The organism is Stenotrophomonas sp. YJH_SMC_81 (genome assembly GCF_059370875.1).
This window is the reverse complement of record NZ_JCAFUB010000004.1, coordinates 272,687-285,592: the sequence shown is the minus strand read 5'-3', so window position 1 is coordinate 285,592 and position 12,906 is coordinate 272,687. Positions and strand designations below refer to the sequence as shown.

14 protein-coding genes are annotated in these 12,906 nt (G+C 67.7%); 9 read left to right on the top strand and 5 right to left on the bottom strand.

What is annotated here, in order from left to right:
- The first annotated feature begins 172 nt into the window (after positions 1-172).
- Genes AC5P8U_RS10755 through AC5P8U_RS10740 form a run of 4 tightly spaced genes read left to right on the top strand, consistent with a single transcriptional unit; the run spans position 173 to position 2,950 of the window.
- Complete coding sequence (locus AC5P8U_RS10755; protein WP_053498676.1) at positions 173-487, top strand: DUF3649 domain-containing protein; 315 nt, start codon at positions 173-175, stop codon at positions 485-487.
- Positions 484-2,121 carry a PepSY-associated TM helix domain-containing protein gene (locus tag AC5P8U_RS10750; RefSeq protein ID WP_072166774.1) on the top strand — a complete coding sequence of 546 codons (1,638 nt, stop codon included), beginning with the start codon at positions 484-486 and terminating at the stop codon, positions 2,119-2,121. The genes AC5P8U_RS10755 and AC5P8U_RS10750 overlap by 4 nt, the downstream gene beginning before the upstream one ends.
- Positions 2,118-2,447 (top strand): DUF3325 domain-containing protein, encoded by a 330-nt coding sequence (locus tag AC5P8U_RS10745; RefSeq protein ID WP_005415908.1) that lies wholly within the window; start codon positions 2,118-2,120, stop codon positions 2,445-2,447. The genes AC5P8U_RS10750 and AC5P8U_RS10745 overlap by 4 nt, the downstream gene beginning before the upstream one ends.
- A 29-nt stretch (positions 2,448-2,476) precedes the next feature.
- Complete coding sequence (locus tag AC5P8U_RS10740; RefSeq protein ID WP_088497693.1) at positions 2,477-2,950, top strand: hypothetical protein; 474 nt, start codon at positions 2,477-2,479, stop codon at positions 2,948-2,950.
- Positions 2,951-3,071: 121 nt separating this feature from the next.
- Here AC5P8U_RS10740 and rlmKL read toward each other — a convergent pair whose 3' ends face one another.
- On the bottom strand, positions 3,072-5,210 hold the full coding sequence (gene rlmKL / locus AC5P8U_RS10735; protein ID WP_188241127.1) for a bifunctional 23S rRNA (guanine(2069)-N(7))-methyltransferase RlmK/23S rRNA (guanine(2445)-N(2))-methyltransferase RlmL: 2,139 nt from the start codon (positions 5,208-5,210) through the stop codon (positions 3,072-3,074).
- A 145-nt stretch (positions 5,211-5,355) separates the two neighbouring features.
- Positions 5,356-5,883 (bottom strand): alpha/beta hydrolase, encoded by a 528-nt coding sequence (locus AC5P8U_RS10730; protein ID WP_024958728.1) that lies wholly within the window; start codon positions 5,881-5,883, stop codon positions 5,356-5,358.
- Between the two features lie 72 nt (positions 5,884-5,955).
- On the opposite strand from AC5P8U_RS10730, the gene AC5P8U_RS10725 reads away from it, so the two are divergent.
- Complete coding sequence (locus AC5P8U_RS10725) at positions 5,956-6,522, top strand: N-acetylmuramoyl-L-alanine amidase (RefSeq protein WP_188241128.1); 567 nt, start codon at positions 5,956-5,958, stop codon at positions 6,520-6,522.
- A 303-nt stretch (positions 6,523-6,825) separates the two neighbouring features.
- Here AC5P8U_RS10725 and AC5P8U_RS10720 read toward each other — a convergent pair whose 3' ends face one another.
- The 3 genes from AC5P8U_RS10720 to AC5P8U_RS10710 form a co-directional block, all read right to left on the bottom strand.
- Positions 6,826-7,728, bottom strand: coding sequence for a sulfurtransferase (locus AC5P8U_RS10720; protein ID WP_447897260.1), 903 nt, complete (start codon positions 7,726-7,728; stop codon positions 6,826-6,828).
- On the bottom strand, positions 7,725-8,528 hold the full coding sequence (locus AC5P8U_RS10715) for a CoA pyrophosphatase (RefSeq protein WP_188241130.1): 804 nt from the start codon (positions 8,526-8,528) through the stop codon (positions 7,725-7,727). Before AC5P8U_RS10715 ends, AC5P8U_RS10720 begins: the two co-directional genes overlap by 4 nt.
- Positions 8,529-8,672: 144 nt before the next feature.
- The gene (locus AC5P8U_RS10710; protein ID WP_005408797.1) at positions 8,673-9,374 is read right to left on the bottom strand and encodes an FKBP-type peptidyl-prolyl cis-trans isomerase; all 702 of its coding nucleotides are present in this window, start codon (positions 9,372-9,374) and stop codon (positions 8,673-8,675) included.
- Positions 9,375-9,541: 167 nt separating this feature from the next.
- Here AC5P8U_RS10710 and AC5P8U_RS10705 point away from each other — a divergent pair, with 167 nt between their 5' ends.
- From AC5P8U_RS10705 to AC5P8U_RS10690, 4 genes are all read left to right on the top strand, one after another.
- Positions 9,542-10,324 carry an enoyl-CoA hydratase-related protein gene (locus AC5P8U_RS10705; RefSeq protein ID WP_049411256.1) on the top strand — a complete coding sequence of 261 codons (783 nt, stop codon included), beginning with the start codon at positions 9,542-9,544 and terminating at the stop codon, positions 10,322-10,324.
- 4 nt (positions 10,325-10,328) lie between these two features.
- Positions 10,329-10,682: a hypothetical protein gene (locus tag AC5P8U_RS10700; RefSeq protein WP_005415900.1), complete on the top strand. Its 354-nt coding sequence runs from the start codon at positions 10,329-10,331 to the stop codon at positions 10,680-10,682.
- Entirely contained in the window at positions 10,682-11,371 is a 690-nt protein-coding gene (gene nth, locus AC5P8U_RS10695) for an endonuclease III (protein ID WP_053501078.1), read from the top strand. The genes AC5P8U_RS10700 and nth overlap by 1 nt, the downstream gene beginning before the upstream one ends.
- A 196-nt stretch (positions 11,372-11,567) precedes the next feature.
- Positions 11,568-12,779, top strand: coding sequence for an OprO/OprP family phosphate-selective porin (locus AC5P8U_RS10690; RefSeq protein ID WP_049411264.1), 1,212 nt, complete (start codon positions 11,568-11,570; stop codon positions 12,777-12,779).
- Positions 12,780-12,906: the final 127 nt, after the last annotated feature.

Here is a 12,906-nt window from a genome sequence, read left to right as displayed (position 1 = left end):
ACGCTTAGCCAAACGGGCACGAAGACGTGCCCATCGCCCGTGTACTGCCCCGACTTCTGGGCTGCCCGTCTGCGCGGGCAGTGCTTCGTCGATGGGACACGCTGGGCGACATGCGCAGGGCGCAAGGGGGCCGCGGACGCGTTCCATCCCTTCTCCTACCTGCAGGAACGCCGTGGACCGCTCGCCCACCCCCGCCAGCCCCCGCACCTTGTTCTCCAACCCGCGCTGGGGCGTGCTGTCACGCGCTTTGGCCGCGATTTTCGGCGGCTATGCGCTGGCCTCGATGACCAGCGTGTTCTGCGCGGTGGCGTTGCCCGGCGCGCGCGGCCAGACCGTGCTGACCGGCATGCTGCTAGCCATTGTGGTGGCTGCCTGCGCGGCGCTGTGGGCCTTCGCCACCCGCAGCGCGCTGCGGGCCTGGGTCGGCATCCTCGCCCCCGCCCTGCTGATGGCGGCGGTCGCACGCCTGTTGGGAGCCTGGGCATGAAGAACGGATTCCGCCAGTCGATGGCCTGGCTGCATACCTGGACGGGCCTGCTGGTCGGCTGGTTGCTGCTGCTGATCTTCATGGCCGGCACGGCCAGCTACTACCGCGAGGAAATCAGTCGCTGGATGCGCCCGGAGCTGCCGTCCAGCAACGTCAGCATCGACGTGGCCGCGCAGCGCGCGGTGGACTACCTGCAGGCCAATGCGAGCCACGCCGAGAACTGGTTCGTCACCCTGCCGCAGCCGCGCAACCCGGCCATGCAGCTGTTCTGGCGGCTGCCACCGGAACTGGCTGACCCCAGTCGTGGCCGTCGCGGTGGCTTCGGCGACGCCACGCTCGACCCGAACACCGGCCAGGCATTGAAGGCGCGCGAGACCCGTGGCGGCGACTTCTTCTACCGCCTGCACTTCGACCTGCACTACATCCCGGTGTACTGGGCGCGCTACCTGGTCGGGTTCTGCGCGATGTTCATGCTGGTGGCGATCATCACCGGCGTCATCACCCACAAGAAAATCTTCAAGGACTTCTTCACCTTCCGCAAGGACAAGGGCCTGCGGTCCTGGCTGGATTTCCACAACGTCAGCGCGGTGATGGCCCTGCCGTACCACGCGATGATCACCTACACCGGCATCGTCACTCTGATGATCATGTACCTGCCGTGGGGGGTGAAAGTTGCCTACCCGCAGGACGAGGACAAGTTCTTCAGCGAAGCCTTCGGCGGCATGCCAGAGGTGACCGCGCCGGCACAAGGCCGCGCCACGCCGCTGCCGATCGCACAGCTGCTGGACAGCGCGCGTGCACACTGGCACGGCGTGGAAGTGGCCGGCTTCACCGTGTCCAACCCGGGCGCTGCCAATGCGGTGATCGACATCCGCCAACGCGACGGCAGGCGTTTGTCCACCGACACCCCGGCGCTGCGCTACAACATGGTCAACGGTGCGCTGCTGGAAGAGACGCCGCCGTCCGGCGGCGCCACCGCCACCCGTGGCGTGCTGTATGGCCTGCACCTGGCGCGCTTCGCCGACTGGGGCCTGCGCGCACTGTTCTTCCTGTCCGGCCTGGTCGGCTGCCTGATGGTCGCCAGCGGCGTGGTGCTGTGGGCGGTGAAGGAGCGTCCCAGGCACGCCAAGAACGGGCGTACCGGATTCGGCCTGCGCCTGGTCGATGCGCTGAACATCGGCACCGTGGCCGGCCTGCCGATCGCCTTCGCGGCGTACTTCTGGGGCAACCGCCTGCTGCCGCTGCAGATCGCCGAGCGCTCCAGTGCCGAGGCCAACGTGTTCTTCTACGCCTGGGGCGGCGCGCTGCTGGCCGCCTTCATCTGGCCGAAGCGGATGATGTGGGCGTGGCAGCTCTATCTGGGTGCGGCCGCGTTCGCGCTGGTGCCGGTGGTCAATGCGCTGACCACGCACGCGCATCTGGGCATCACACTGCGCAGCGGCGACTGGGTACTGGCCGGCGTCGATCTTTCGATGATCGCGTTCGGCGCGATGCTGGCGCTGTGCGGCTGGCGCATGCAGCGCTGGACGCCACCGCTGAGTGCGGCCGAGAAGAAGAAACGTGCGGCCGCTGCGGCTGCACCGAAGGCATCGGTGAACACTGCGGAAGCGGCCGAAGCGGAGGCCAGCGCATGATGCTGCTGGCACTGGCGCTGTCGTTCTCTGCGTTCACCGCGCTGTCGCTGTCGATGGAAAAGCACCAGCACGACCTGCATGGCAAGGCCGCGGCCGCACCCGCACGGCGGATGCAGTGGCGGGTGCTGGGCTGGGCGCTGCTGGCGGCGGCGTTCGCACTGTGCGTGGCCGACCACGGCTGGGCGATGGGCCCGGTGCTGTGGCTGGGGGCAATGACCCTGGCCGGCGTGACGCTGTCGTTCGGGTTGTACCCGTATCGTCCAACATGGATTGCGCCGCTGGCGATCGCGCTGCCGGTGCTGGGGTTGGTGCTGGAATTGCTGTAGCCGCAGGACGGGGACAGCGGCATCCACGCATGGCGTGGATCTACAATGCCCGTATGGATAGCATGCTGCAGCGGATTTCTGGAATCGGCTTTTTTTCCCGGTTGGGTGAAACACTGCCCATAACGGCCGGCGTCGTCGCCGTTCGGTCGCTGGCCGAAGCACTGCGGACCATCGATACCGATGGTTTCGAATGGATGCCCACCACACTGGGCGATTCGGATCCGTTTCACGGCGCCCTGCCCCATCCAGCCGAACTCGCCGACGCCCGACGCGAACTCAACCGCACGTTGATGCGCGCGCTTTCGGCACTGGATCTGCCGGCACTGCGCTGTGGTGCACATGACCTGCAGCTGGTGGCGCGCGATGGGGCGATGTTCGCCTTCCGGCAACGCCTGCTGGAGATGCATCTCGGCCTGCCGGCACACTGGGAGCCTGTGCTTGCGCTGTACGAACAGGGCCATTGGCCCCTGGCCCATGCGCCGGGGCGATTGTTGGTGCTTTAGGCCGATCCACGCATGGCGTGGATCTACGGACCAGACGCGGTAATGCCGGCCGCTGGCCGGCATCCCGCGGACCTTCCACGGTTCTGACGCAGTTGCCGGCCAGCGGCCGGCACTACCGGGCTTACCCCAACCGCTTCAGTTCCCACGCGCGGTGGATGCGCGCGTTGCGCTCGAAATCCGGACCAATCGTGCGTGCGGTGATCTCGCGGCACTGGGCGAACTCGGCGATGGCGTTCTCTTCCAGCTTGAAGCGGCGGAAGTTGTTGGAGAAGTACAGCACGCCACCCGGTGCCAGCCGCGCCACCGCCGCACGCAGCAGCTTCAGTTGTTCGCGCTGCACGTCGAAGTCATCGGCGCGTGCGGAGTTGGAGAAAGTCGGCGGGTCACAGAAGATCACGTCGTACTGGCCACGGTCGCCTTCCAGCCACGCCATCGCGTCGGCCTGGACCAGCAGGTGCTGGTTGCCCCCCTGTCCGTTCAACGCCAGGTTGTCGTAGCACCATTGCAGGTAGGTAGCCGACAGGTCGACGCTGGTCGTGCTGGCGGCACCCGCCACGGCGGCCTGCACGCTGGCCACGCCGGTGTAGCAGAACAGGTTCAGGAAACGCTTGCCACGCACCTGCTCGGCCATCATCCGGCGCAGCGGGCGGTGGTCAAGGAACAGGCCGGTATCGAGGTAGTCGAACAGGTTCACCTGCAGCAGCGCGTTGTTCTCTCGCACCACGATGAACTCGTCGCGCTGCTCGAAGCGGCCGTACTTGCTGCCGCCCTTGCCGCGCTCGCGCGATTTCATCGACACCTGCTCCGGCGGCACGCCGAATACTTCGCGCGCGGCGGCCAGCAGCTCATTGCGGCGGCGGCGCACGTCGTTCTCGGGAATCGCCGCCGGTGCCGCATATTCCTGCACATGCAGGAAGGTACGCCGCCTGCCAGCCTCTTCCTCGTAGACGTCGATGGCCGCCGCGTACTCCGGCAGGTCGGCGTCGTAGGCGCGGAAGCAGGTGATGTCCTCGCGGGCACGCCAGCTCTTGAACTTCTTCAGGTTCTTGCGCAGGCGGTTGGCCACCATCTGCGCGCCTTCGCTCAGCTCGCGGGGCTGTGCCGGATCACGGCCCGGCACAGCGATCGGATCGCAGACGATCAGCGCGCATTCCAGCGCACCGTTGAACATCTGGTACTTCTTGCTGGCGCGCAGGCCGGTGGCAAAGGCCAGTTCGTCATTGCCACACAGCAGGCTGGCGCGCCACTGCGGCACCGCCTTCTGCAAGGCATTGCCCAGTGCACGATACAACGCTGGATCGGCGGCCAGGCGCTCGTCGTACGGCGGGTTGCAGACCACGGCACCGATCTCCTGTTCCGGCGCGGCCAGGTCGGCGACATCGGCGCGGGTGAAACGGATCGCGTGGGCGACGCCGGCGACCTCGGCATTCTCGCGGGCCGCCTGGATCGCAGCCGGGTCGATGTCGCTGCCGTGGATGACCGGCTTCAGCGCGGCCAGGCCGGCCGCTTCGCGCTCACGTGCTTCGCTCTGGATGGACTTCCAGGCCGCCTTGTCGAAGCCCAGCCAACGGCTCGGCGGCAGGCTGCCATGCCGCATCAGGCCTGGGGCAACGTCGGCGGCCATCAGCGCGCCTTCGATCAGCAGCGTGCCGCTGCCACACATCGGGTCCAGCAGCCCACCGCCGGCGGCATGCAGGCGCGGCCATTGCGCGCGCAGCAGCAGCGCGGCGGCCAGGTTTTCCTTCAGCGGCGCCTCGTGGGCGGCACCGCGCCAGCCGCGGCGATGCAGCGGGCCACCGCCGAGGTCGATCGACAGCGAGGCGCGGCCCTTGCGCAGCGAGAGGTTGACGCGCACGTCGGGCAGATCGGTATTGACCGAGGGCCGCTCCAGGCCTTCGTCGCGCATGCGGTCGACGATCGCATCCTTGATCCGCTGCGCGGCAAAGCGTGCATGGGTGATCTTGTCGCCGGACACGTGCGCATCCACCGCCAGGGTCATCTCCGGCGAGATGTGCTCGTGCCACGGCAGTGCACGCACGCCGTCATACAGGGCCTGCTCGTCCGGGCAGTCGAACTCGTCGATCGGCCACAGCACCCGGCTGGCCAGGCGCGACCACATCACGATCCGCAGCGCCTGCGCCAGTTCGCCGTCGGCGTTGACGCCGGCAATGGTGGCGGTGGCCTTGCCAAGGCCCAGGGCCGACAGTTCATCGGCAAGCAGGTATTCCAGGCCCTTGGCGCAGGAGACGAAGAATTTCACGGGATCGGTTCGCAGGTGGTCGGGCGCGGCACAGGGGCCGGGCCGGTCGGAAAGGAGGGCCGTAGGCACGGCCGGCAGGCCCGCGCCGGGGGCGGCGGGGCTGCCATTGTAGTCAATGCGGGCGGGCGCGCCGTGCGCCCTGGCTTCACAGTTGCCGCAGCAGGCGCTCGAAGGCCTGCGCGGAGGCCTCCACGTGGCGCTCCAGGCGGTGACCGTCGTCAACCAGCAGCAACTGCGCCGAACGCGCCTGCGCCCAGGCAATCACGCCGGCAGCCGGTACCACATCGTCATGCCAGGCCTGCACCACCGTGGTCGGCACCGCAGCGGCGTCCAGCGCCGGCATCGGGCCCATGGTGGTCGGTGGCACCATCAGGAACAGGCCGGCTACCGGCACCTGCAGCGAGGCGATGGCGGAGATGTAGGCGCCCAGGCTGGAGCCGGCCAGCACCACCGGCCCCTGACGGGCCGCGATGGCGGCGCGTTCAACCAGACGGCGCAGGCGGGTCGGCACGTCGCCCACCCGGCTGACCTCGCTCATCGCGTCCAGGTCGGTGTAGTCGGGGCGCTCGTGGGTCCAGCCCAGGCGTTGCGCCACCTCGGCCAGCGCGGTGACCTTGGTCGCCTCCGGGCCGCTCTCGAAGCCATGGGAGAGGATGCAGTGGCCGCGGCTCATGCGCGTGCTCCGTGGGCGCGGGCCGGCGAGGAAAGGGAAGGCAGGTTCATGCCGCAATGCTAGCATCGCCGGATGCCCAACCCGCTCCTGCCCGGCCTGCAGCTGCAGCCCCTGCCCTATCACGACCGACTGCCGCTGCGGGATCCCGCCTCGCTGGAAATGGTAGTGATCCACTGCACCGAGCTGCCCGATCTGGCGATGGCCCGCGAGTACGGCGAGCGCGTGCTGTACGACAGCGGCGCCGGCAACAGCGGGCACTTCTACATCGACCGCGATGGCAGCTTGGTGCAGTACGTGGCGCCGGAACGCGTGGCCCATCACGTGCGCGGCATGAACGCGCATACGCTGGGCATCGAGCTGGTCAACCGCGGGCGCTATCCGGACTGGTTCGACAGCCGCCACCAGGCGATGGACGAGGCCTACACCGAGCCACAGCTGGAAGCGCTGGAGCGGCTGCTGCTGGCGCTGGTGGCGCGCTATCCGTCGCTGCGGCGGATTGCCGGGCACGACCAGCTGGATCTGGAGCAGGTGCCGGCCAGCGACGATGCGGCGCTGACGGTGGCGCGCAAGCGCGATCCGGGGCCGCTGTTCCCGTGGGCGCGGATCCTGGCCAAGGTGCCACTGCAGCCGGTTGGGTAAGCGGCAGGGCTGCGCCCTGCACCTGCAGAGGCAACGTCAACGTCAAGAGCTGGCATTCCGGGGGATGGCGGGTTGGATCCGATTGCGGGGGACGCCGTAAAGCCATCCATGGCGGCTTGGCCGCGGCATCCATGCCGCGGACACCTCCGCAACCGGACCCACCCCGCCTTCGACAGTTCTCCGCGATCCTTCGAATCGACACGGGGGCGGCTCCCGTTGCTGCGCAACGGGCTCTGACCCCGATTTTCGGTTGGTGGGGTCAGAGCCGTTCTCCGTTGGAAAACGGATCCGACCCCGCGCGGCTCAGGCGCCGGTCGCCACCGGGCGGCTGCTGTCGCTCACCCAACCACTCCAGGAATCGGCATAGATGCGTGCGCCGCTCAGGCCGGCCGTTTCCATCGCCAGCAGCAGGTGGCAGGCGGTCACGCCGGAACCGCACATCAGCACCACCTGCTGCGGATCGCGGTTGCCGATCACGCCCTGCAGTTCGGCGCGCAACTCCTGTGCGTCGCGCAGGCGGCCGTCGAGCACGTTCAATGCGAACGGGCGGTTGACCGCGCCCGGCACATGCCCGGCCACCGGGTCCAGCGGCTCCACTTCACCACGGAAGCGTTCACCCGCGCGCGCGTCGACCAGCCAGCCCGGCGCATGCTTCAGCCGCGCGGTGATTTCATCGGCGTTGGCGATCTGGGTGGTGTCGAAACGGCCTGGGTAATCAGGCAGCGCGTTCACCCCAGCCTGGCCGCTTTCCAACGCGTGGCCGGCGGCCTGCCACGCGGCGATGCCGCCGTCGAGTACGGCCACCCTGCTGTGACCGATCAGGCGCAGCAGCCACCACAGGCGCGAGGCGGCCATGCTGCCGTCGCTGCCATCGTAGACCACGACCTGGGTGTCGGGGCCGATGCCCCACTGCCCCAGCTTCGCAGCAAAGGCATCGCTGTCCGGCAATGGGTGGCGACCATGGCCGACGCGGCTGAGATCGGACAGATCACGGTTGAGATCGGCATGCACCGCAGTCGGGATATGCCCTGCCAGGTACTGGCCGCCCGCAGCCTGCGGGTCGGCCAGCGAAGCACTCGCATCGACCACGCGCACGGCGGTACTGGCGGTGGCGCGCGCGTCGACCACCCGCACGCCGTCGCCCAGCGCAGCGGCAAGGGTGGCGACATCGACCAGGGTGGTCCACGGCGGATCGATCGGCTTCATTGCACTTGCTCCAGGCGGCGACGCAGGTTGTAGAGAATGGCGGCGGTCGCCCCCCAGATGCGCTGGCCCGGCCAGCCATACTCAAGGACGTGGCGAACCCGGCCGCGATGATTGATTTCGACCTGGCGCAGGCTGTCGGGCGCCATCAGGTAATCCAGTGGCACCTCGAATACCTCGGCCACTTCACTGGGCTGCGGGACCGGCACGAACTCCGGATCGACCACCGCCACCACCGGCGTGACCCGGTAGCCGGTGATCGTCACGAAGGGATCGAGATAGCCCAGCGCCTGCACCTGGCCGGGCGCCAATGCGATTTCTTCCTGGCTCTCGCGCAGCGCGGCCGCCAGCGCGTCGCGGTCATCGGGTTCGGTGCGGCCACCGGGGAATCCGACCTGGCCACCATGGGTGCGCAGTGTTTCGGTGCGACGGGTGAGGATCACCTGTGCGCCGTTGGCGCGCGGCACGATGCCGGCCAGCACCGCAGCCTCCACCGGAGGCCCGGGCGGTAGCAGGTCGACCAGCTCACTGCGGTTCCAGCCGTCGCCCGCAGGTGGTTGGGCCAAGGGGTGCAGCGCCCGCATCAGTCGCTCGTGGTCGGCCAGCGAGCCACGCAGCGATTGCTGCAGTTGTTCGCGCAGGGGCTGCACGCGATGCAGGATGCGGCTGCGTTCCTCGTTGCTCATCGACGACCACCGCGCGATCTCATCGATATGCCGCCCGCAGCCGGTGCATTGCCGGTGCGGATCCAGCATGCACACTCCGATGCAGGGACTTGCGACAACACGCGCCGTTTCTTCCATTGTTTGCACCCGCCAACAGTAGCGCGATCGGGCTGAATTTGCGCGGGACGATACGACGCCCATGGCGCAGCGCTACAGGTCGCGCACTGCGCAAACAAAAACGCGCCGGTGGGGTCACCGGCGCGTTTGGTTTGCTGCTTCGATTTACTTGACGCTGACCAGCTTGATCTCGAACTGCACAGCCACGTTCGGCGGGAACGGAGTGCGCGGATCGGCACCGTAGGCCTGGTCCGGCGGCAGGGTGACTTCCCACTTCGAGCCTGCCGGCATCTGCAGCAGGGTCTCGCGCATGGCCTTCATTTCGACTTCGCTGACCTTGATCGACGGGATCTGCTGGGCCGGGCGGGCTTCGGTCGGGCGCTGGCCGTACGGGAACGGACCGGCCACTTCCAGCTGCACGGTGCTGGCCTGGGTCGGCTTGGCGCCCTTGCCGGCCTCGATCACGCGGTACTGGACGCCGCTCGGCAGGGACTGCACGCCGGCCTTGGCCTTGTTCGCCGCGATGAACTGGTCGCTCTTGGTCTTGTTTTCGGCAGCCGCCTTTTCGTACTCGGCCTTGGCGGCCTGGGCACGGCCCTGCTCGCGCTTCTGGAACGCTTCAACGGCCGGCTTCAGCTGCTCGGCGGTGATCGCCGGCTGCTTCTTGGCGTAGGCATCCTGCAGGCCCTTCACCACCGAGTTGATGTCCAGCTGCTCACCACGACCGGTCAGCTCCGCCAGGTTGTTGCCGTAGTCGTAACCGAAGTAGTAGCTCAGCTTGCCCTTTTCGGACGAGACGTCCTGGGCGAAGGCATTGCCCGTCAGGGCCAGGGCCGCGACGGCGACCGCGATAGAACGCAACTTCATCAAACAGTTCTCCAGGGGTGGTAACTCAGGGACGTTCTGCGCCGCCCTGAGGCGACGGGTTAGGATAACGGGCGCAACGTGTAACCGCTACTCACGATGCAGGCTATGACCCGTCTGCGTTTGCAGAGTTCAATATCACTTCTTTTTAACGTTCCAGGAGTTTCCCCGTGGCCGATGCCCTGATCGCTGTCGCTGACGACGGCGCCATCCGCACCGTGACCGTCCAGCGCCCGGACAAGCTCAATGCCCTCAACGCCGCGACCCTGCAGGCCCTGGCCGATGCCTTCAGGGACGCCGCCGCCGATCCGGAGGTGCGCGTCGTGGTATTGACCGGGGCGGGCCCCAAGGCGTTCGTGGCCGGTGCCGACATCGCGGAAATGAACACTCTCAGCGCCGTTCAGGGACGTGATTTCTCGCTGCTGGGCCAGGCCCTGATGCGCCAGATCGAACGCATGCCCAAACCGGTCATCGCACGCGTGAATGGTTTCGCACTGGGCGGTGGCCTGGAACTGGCGATGGCCTGCCACCTGCGCATCGCCGCAGATACCGCCAAGGTCGGCCAACCGGAAATCAACCTCGGCCTGATCCCCGGCTTCGGCGGCAGCCAGCGCCTGCTGCGCCTGTGCGGCCGCGCCGCCACCCTGGAGCTGTGCCTGCTGGGGGCGCCGATCAACGCCGCGCGTGCGCTGGAACTGGGCATCGTCAACGAAGTCGTGCCGGCCGACGCGCTGGACAACCGGGTGCAGGACGTCGCCCGCCAGCTGGCACGCTCGGCCCCGCTGGCCCTGCGTGGCCTGCTCGACGCGGTGCACGTGGGCGGCGAATGCAGCCTGGAGGCCGGGCTGGAATACGAAAGTGCGCAGTTCGGCCTGCTGTTCGCCACCGAGGACATGCGCGAAGGCACCAGCGCCTTCCTGCAACGCCGCGCGCCGGCCTTCCAGAACCGCTGACGCCATGGCATCCCGACCCAACCCCGCGCAGTTGTTCGCCCGGGTCCAGGCAGACGATCTCGATGGTGCCCTGCAGGCCGGGCTGATGGACTACATCGTCCGTGCCGGCGACGACCGGTTGCTGCCTGACCACCCCGACCTTCCGCAACGCCTGTGCCAGGCCCAGCAGCAACTGCGCGCGGCCTGGGCTGCACGCGAACGCTACCGCGCCCGTGCGGTGCGCCTGGCCCGCCGCGAGGCCGAGCGCGATGCACGCCGCACCCCGGCACCAGCCCCGGACGTGAAGCCTGCCCTGCCCGCTGCGGCAGCCGCGATTCTGGCCCGGGCCAAGGCCCGCGCCAGTGGCAAGGAACAGTAATGGCCACCACGAAAAAGACCGCACGCGCCCCGGCGCGGCGTGGCGGCACGATGCCACGCGCCGACGTGGTGGAGATGTTCACCCGCCTGCGCGAACTCAACCCGCACCCGAAGACCGAACTGGAGTACAGCTCGCCGTTCGAGCTGCTGGTGGCGGTGGCGTTGTCGGCGCAGGCCACCGACGTCGGCGTCAACAAGGCCACGCGCCGCCTGTTCCCGGTCGCCAACACGCCGGCGAAGATCCTTGCGCTCGGCGAGGATGGCTTGAAGCAGTACATCGCCACCATCGGGCTGTTCAACGCCAAGGCAAAGAACGTGATCGCCACCTGCGCGATCCTGCTGGAGAAGCATGGCGGTGAAGTGCCGCGTGATCGCGAAGCGCTGGAAGCGCTGCCGGGTGTCGGGCGCAAGACCGCCAACGTGGTGCTCAACACCGCGTTCGGCGAGCCGGTGATGGCGGTGGACACGCATATCTTCCGCGTCGCCAACCGCACAGGACTGGCGCCGGGCAGGAACGTGCGCGAAGTGGAAGACAAGCTGGTGAAGGTGATCCCGGCCGAGTTCCTGCTCGACGCGCATCACTGGCTGATCCTGCACGGGCGTTATGTGTGCAAGGCGCGCAAGCCGGATTGCCCGGGCTGCGTGATCGCCGACCTGTGCCGGTTCAAGGAAAAGACCACGGCCGAGTGACGGCAGCATCCACGCAGGGCGTGGCTCTACTGCAACCGGGTCGCAATCCGGGCGTCATACGCAAGCGGTTTCAATGGCAGGCCCTGCCGTGACGGGGCCTGCGGCGGATGTCTGCCGCGCGTGAACTGTCACATTTACGCAATCTTTACCTTCTAGCCTGCGCGCATCTTCCCACCTGCCTGCAAGGCTCCTCTCCATGAAACTGCATCACCAACTCCTGACGGTGGCCGTGGCTGCTGCGCTGTATGTGCCGGCTGCACACGCCGAAGTCGCCATCGACGTGATCGGCGGTTCGGAAATCACCTTCGAAGGCCTGGTCCAGGCCGACGGCAACTGGTTCCACAACGATGTGGTCGACCTCAACGGTGGCGACGCCGGCAACGGCAAGAACAGCGAATTCGAACTGCGTCGCGCCGAGCTGGTGCTGAAGGGAAAGGGCCCGGGCAACGTGGAGTGGGTGGTCGGCTATGACGCCAAGGCCGACAAGTTCCTCGACACCAACGTGAAGTACAAGCTGCTGGGCAACGCCAACCACTTCCTGCAGCTGGGCCAGTTCAAGCAGCCCAACAGCCTGGAAGAACTGTCCAGCACCAAGAACAACGATTTCATTTCCAAGGCAGCGGTCACCAATACCTATGCCATCGCCCGCCGCCTGGGCGGCGCGTACAGCTACGGCCAGGACAACTGGTCGGTGACCGCCAGCGCCTTCGGCCGCGAGCTGACCCGCAACCTGGCCCACGGCAGCGGCTACGGCGCGCGTGGCACCTGGGCCCCGATCAATGAAAAGGGCCAGGTCCTGCACTTCGGTCTGAGCTACGTCAACTACGACGCCGACGCCGACACCCTGCGCGTGCGTGCGCGTCCGAATGCCGACCTCGCCACTGCCCGCCTGGTTGACAGCGGCAACCTGACCGACACCGACCGCGTCAGCACCATCGGTGCCGAAGCGATGTACTTCCAGGGCCCGTTCAAGGCCCAGGCCGAGTACTACACCAGCAAGGCCAAGCGCTACGACCACGACAACTACACCAGCGACGGCTACTACATCAGCGGCGTGTGGAACGTCACCGGCGAGACCTGGAGCTACAAGGGCGGCACTCCGGGCACCGGCCTGCCGAACAACCCGGCCGGCGGCCAGTGGCAGCTGGGCGTGCGCTACGACCACATGGACCTCAATGACGGCAACCTCGCCGCCAATCCGGTCGCCGGTCGCCCGCCGATCGTCGATGGCGTGCTGGGTGGCAAGATGGACATCTGGACCGTGGGCGCCAACTGGTACCTGCGTTCCAACTTCAAGCTGATGCTCAACTACGTGATGGTCGACAGCAAGAAGTACAGCTCCACGGCGCGCGGTTTCGTCAACGACGATCCCAACATCCTGGAAGCCCGCGCGCAGTTCTTCTGGTAAGTCCAGCCACCTGCATTGAACCGCGAAGGCACGGCCCCGGCCGTGCCTTCGTCGTTGCAGCGGTACCCGTGCCGCCCTGCCGGCGCAGCGGACGTGACATCCCTCATGACGCGTGTCACGCCCGCGT

What these genes read in the sequence shown, in the direction of transcription:
- AC5P8U_RS10730 (WP_024958728.1), bottom strand. Translation starts at nt 5,883, where the DNA reads ATGAGCCGCGGCCACTGCATCCTCTCCCATGGCTTCGAGAGCGGCCCG.
- AC5P8U_RS10690 (WP_049411264.1), top strand. Translation starts at nt 11,568, where the DNA reads ATGAAACTGCATCACCAACTCCTGACGGTGGCCGTGGCTGCTGCGCTG.
- AC5P8U_RS10740 (WP_088497693.1), top strand. Translation starts at nt 2,477, where the DNA reads ATGGCGTGGATCTACAATGCCCGTATGGATAGCATGCTGCAGCGGATT.
- AC5P8U_RS10715 (WP_188241130.1), bottom strand. Translation starts at nt 8,528, where the DNA reads ATGGAAGAAACGGCGCGTGTTGTCGCAAGTCCCTGCATCGGAGTGTGC.
- AC5P8U_RS10745 (WP_005415908.1), top strand. Translation starts at nt 2,118, where the DNA reads ATGATGCTGCTGGCACTGGCGCTGTCGTTCTCTGCGTTCACCGCGCTG.
- nth (WP_053501078.1), top strand. Translation starts at nt 10,682, where the DNA reads ATGGCCACCACGAAAAAGACCGCACGCGCCCCGGCGCGGCGTGGCGGC.
- AC5P8U_RS10750 (WP_072166774.1), top strand. Translation starts at nt 484, where the DNA reads ATGAAGAACGGATTCCGCCAGTCGATGGCCTGGCTGCATACCTGGACG.
- AC5P8U_RS10720 (WP_447897260.1), bottom strand. Translation starts at nt 7,728, where the DNA reads ATGAAGCCGATCGATCCGCCGTGGACCACCCTGGTCGATGTCGCCACC.
- AC5P8U_RS10725 (WP_188241128.1), top strand. Translation starts at nt 5,956, where the DNA reads ATGCCCAACCCGCTCCTGCCCGGCCTGCAGCTGCAGCCCCTGCCCTAT.
- AC5P8U_RS10700 (WP_005415900.1), top strand. Translation starts at nt 10,329, where the DNA reads ATGGCATCCCGACCCAACCCCGCGCAGTTGTTCGCCCGGGTCCAGGCA.
- AC5P8U_RS10710 (WP_005408797.1), bottom strand. Translation starts at nt 9,374, where the DNA reads ATGAAGTTGCGTTCTATCGCGGTCGCCGTCGCGGCCCTGGCCCTGACG.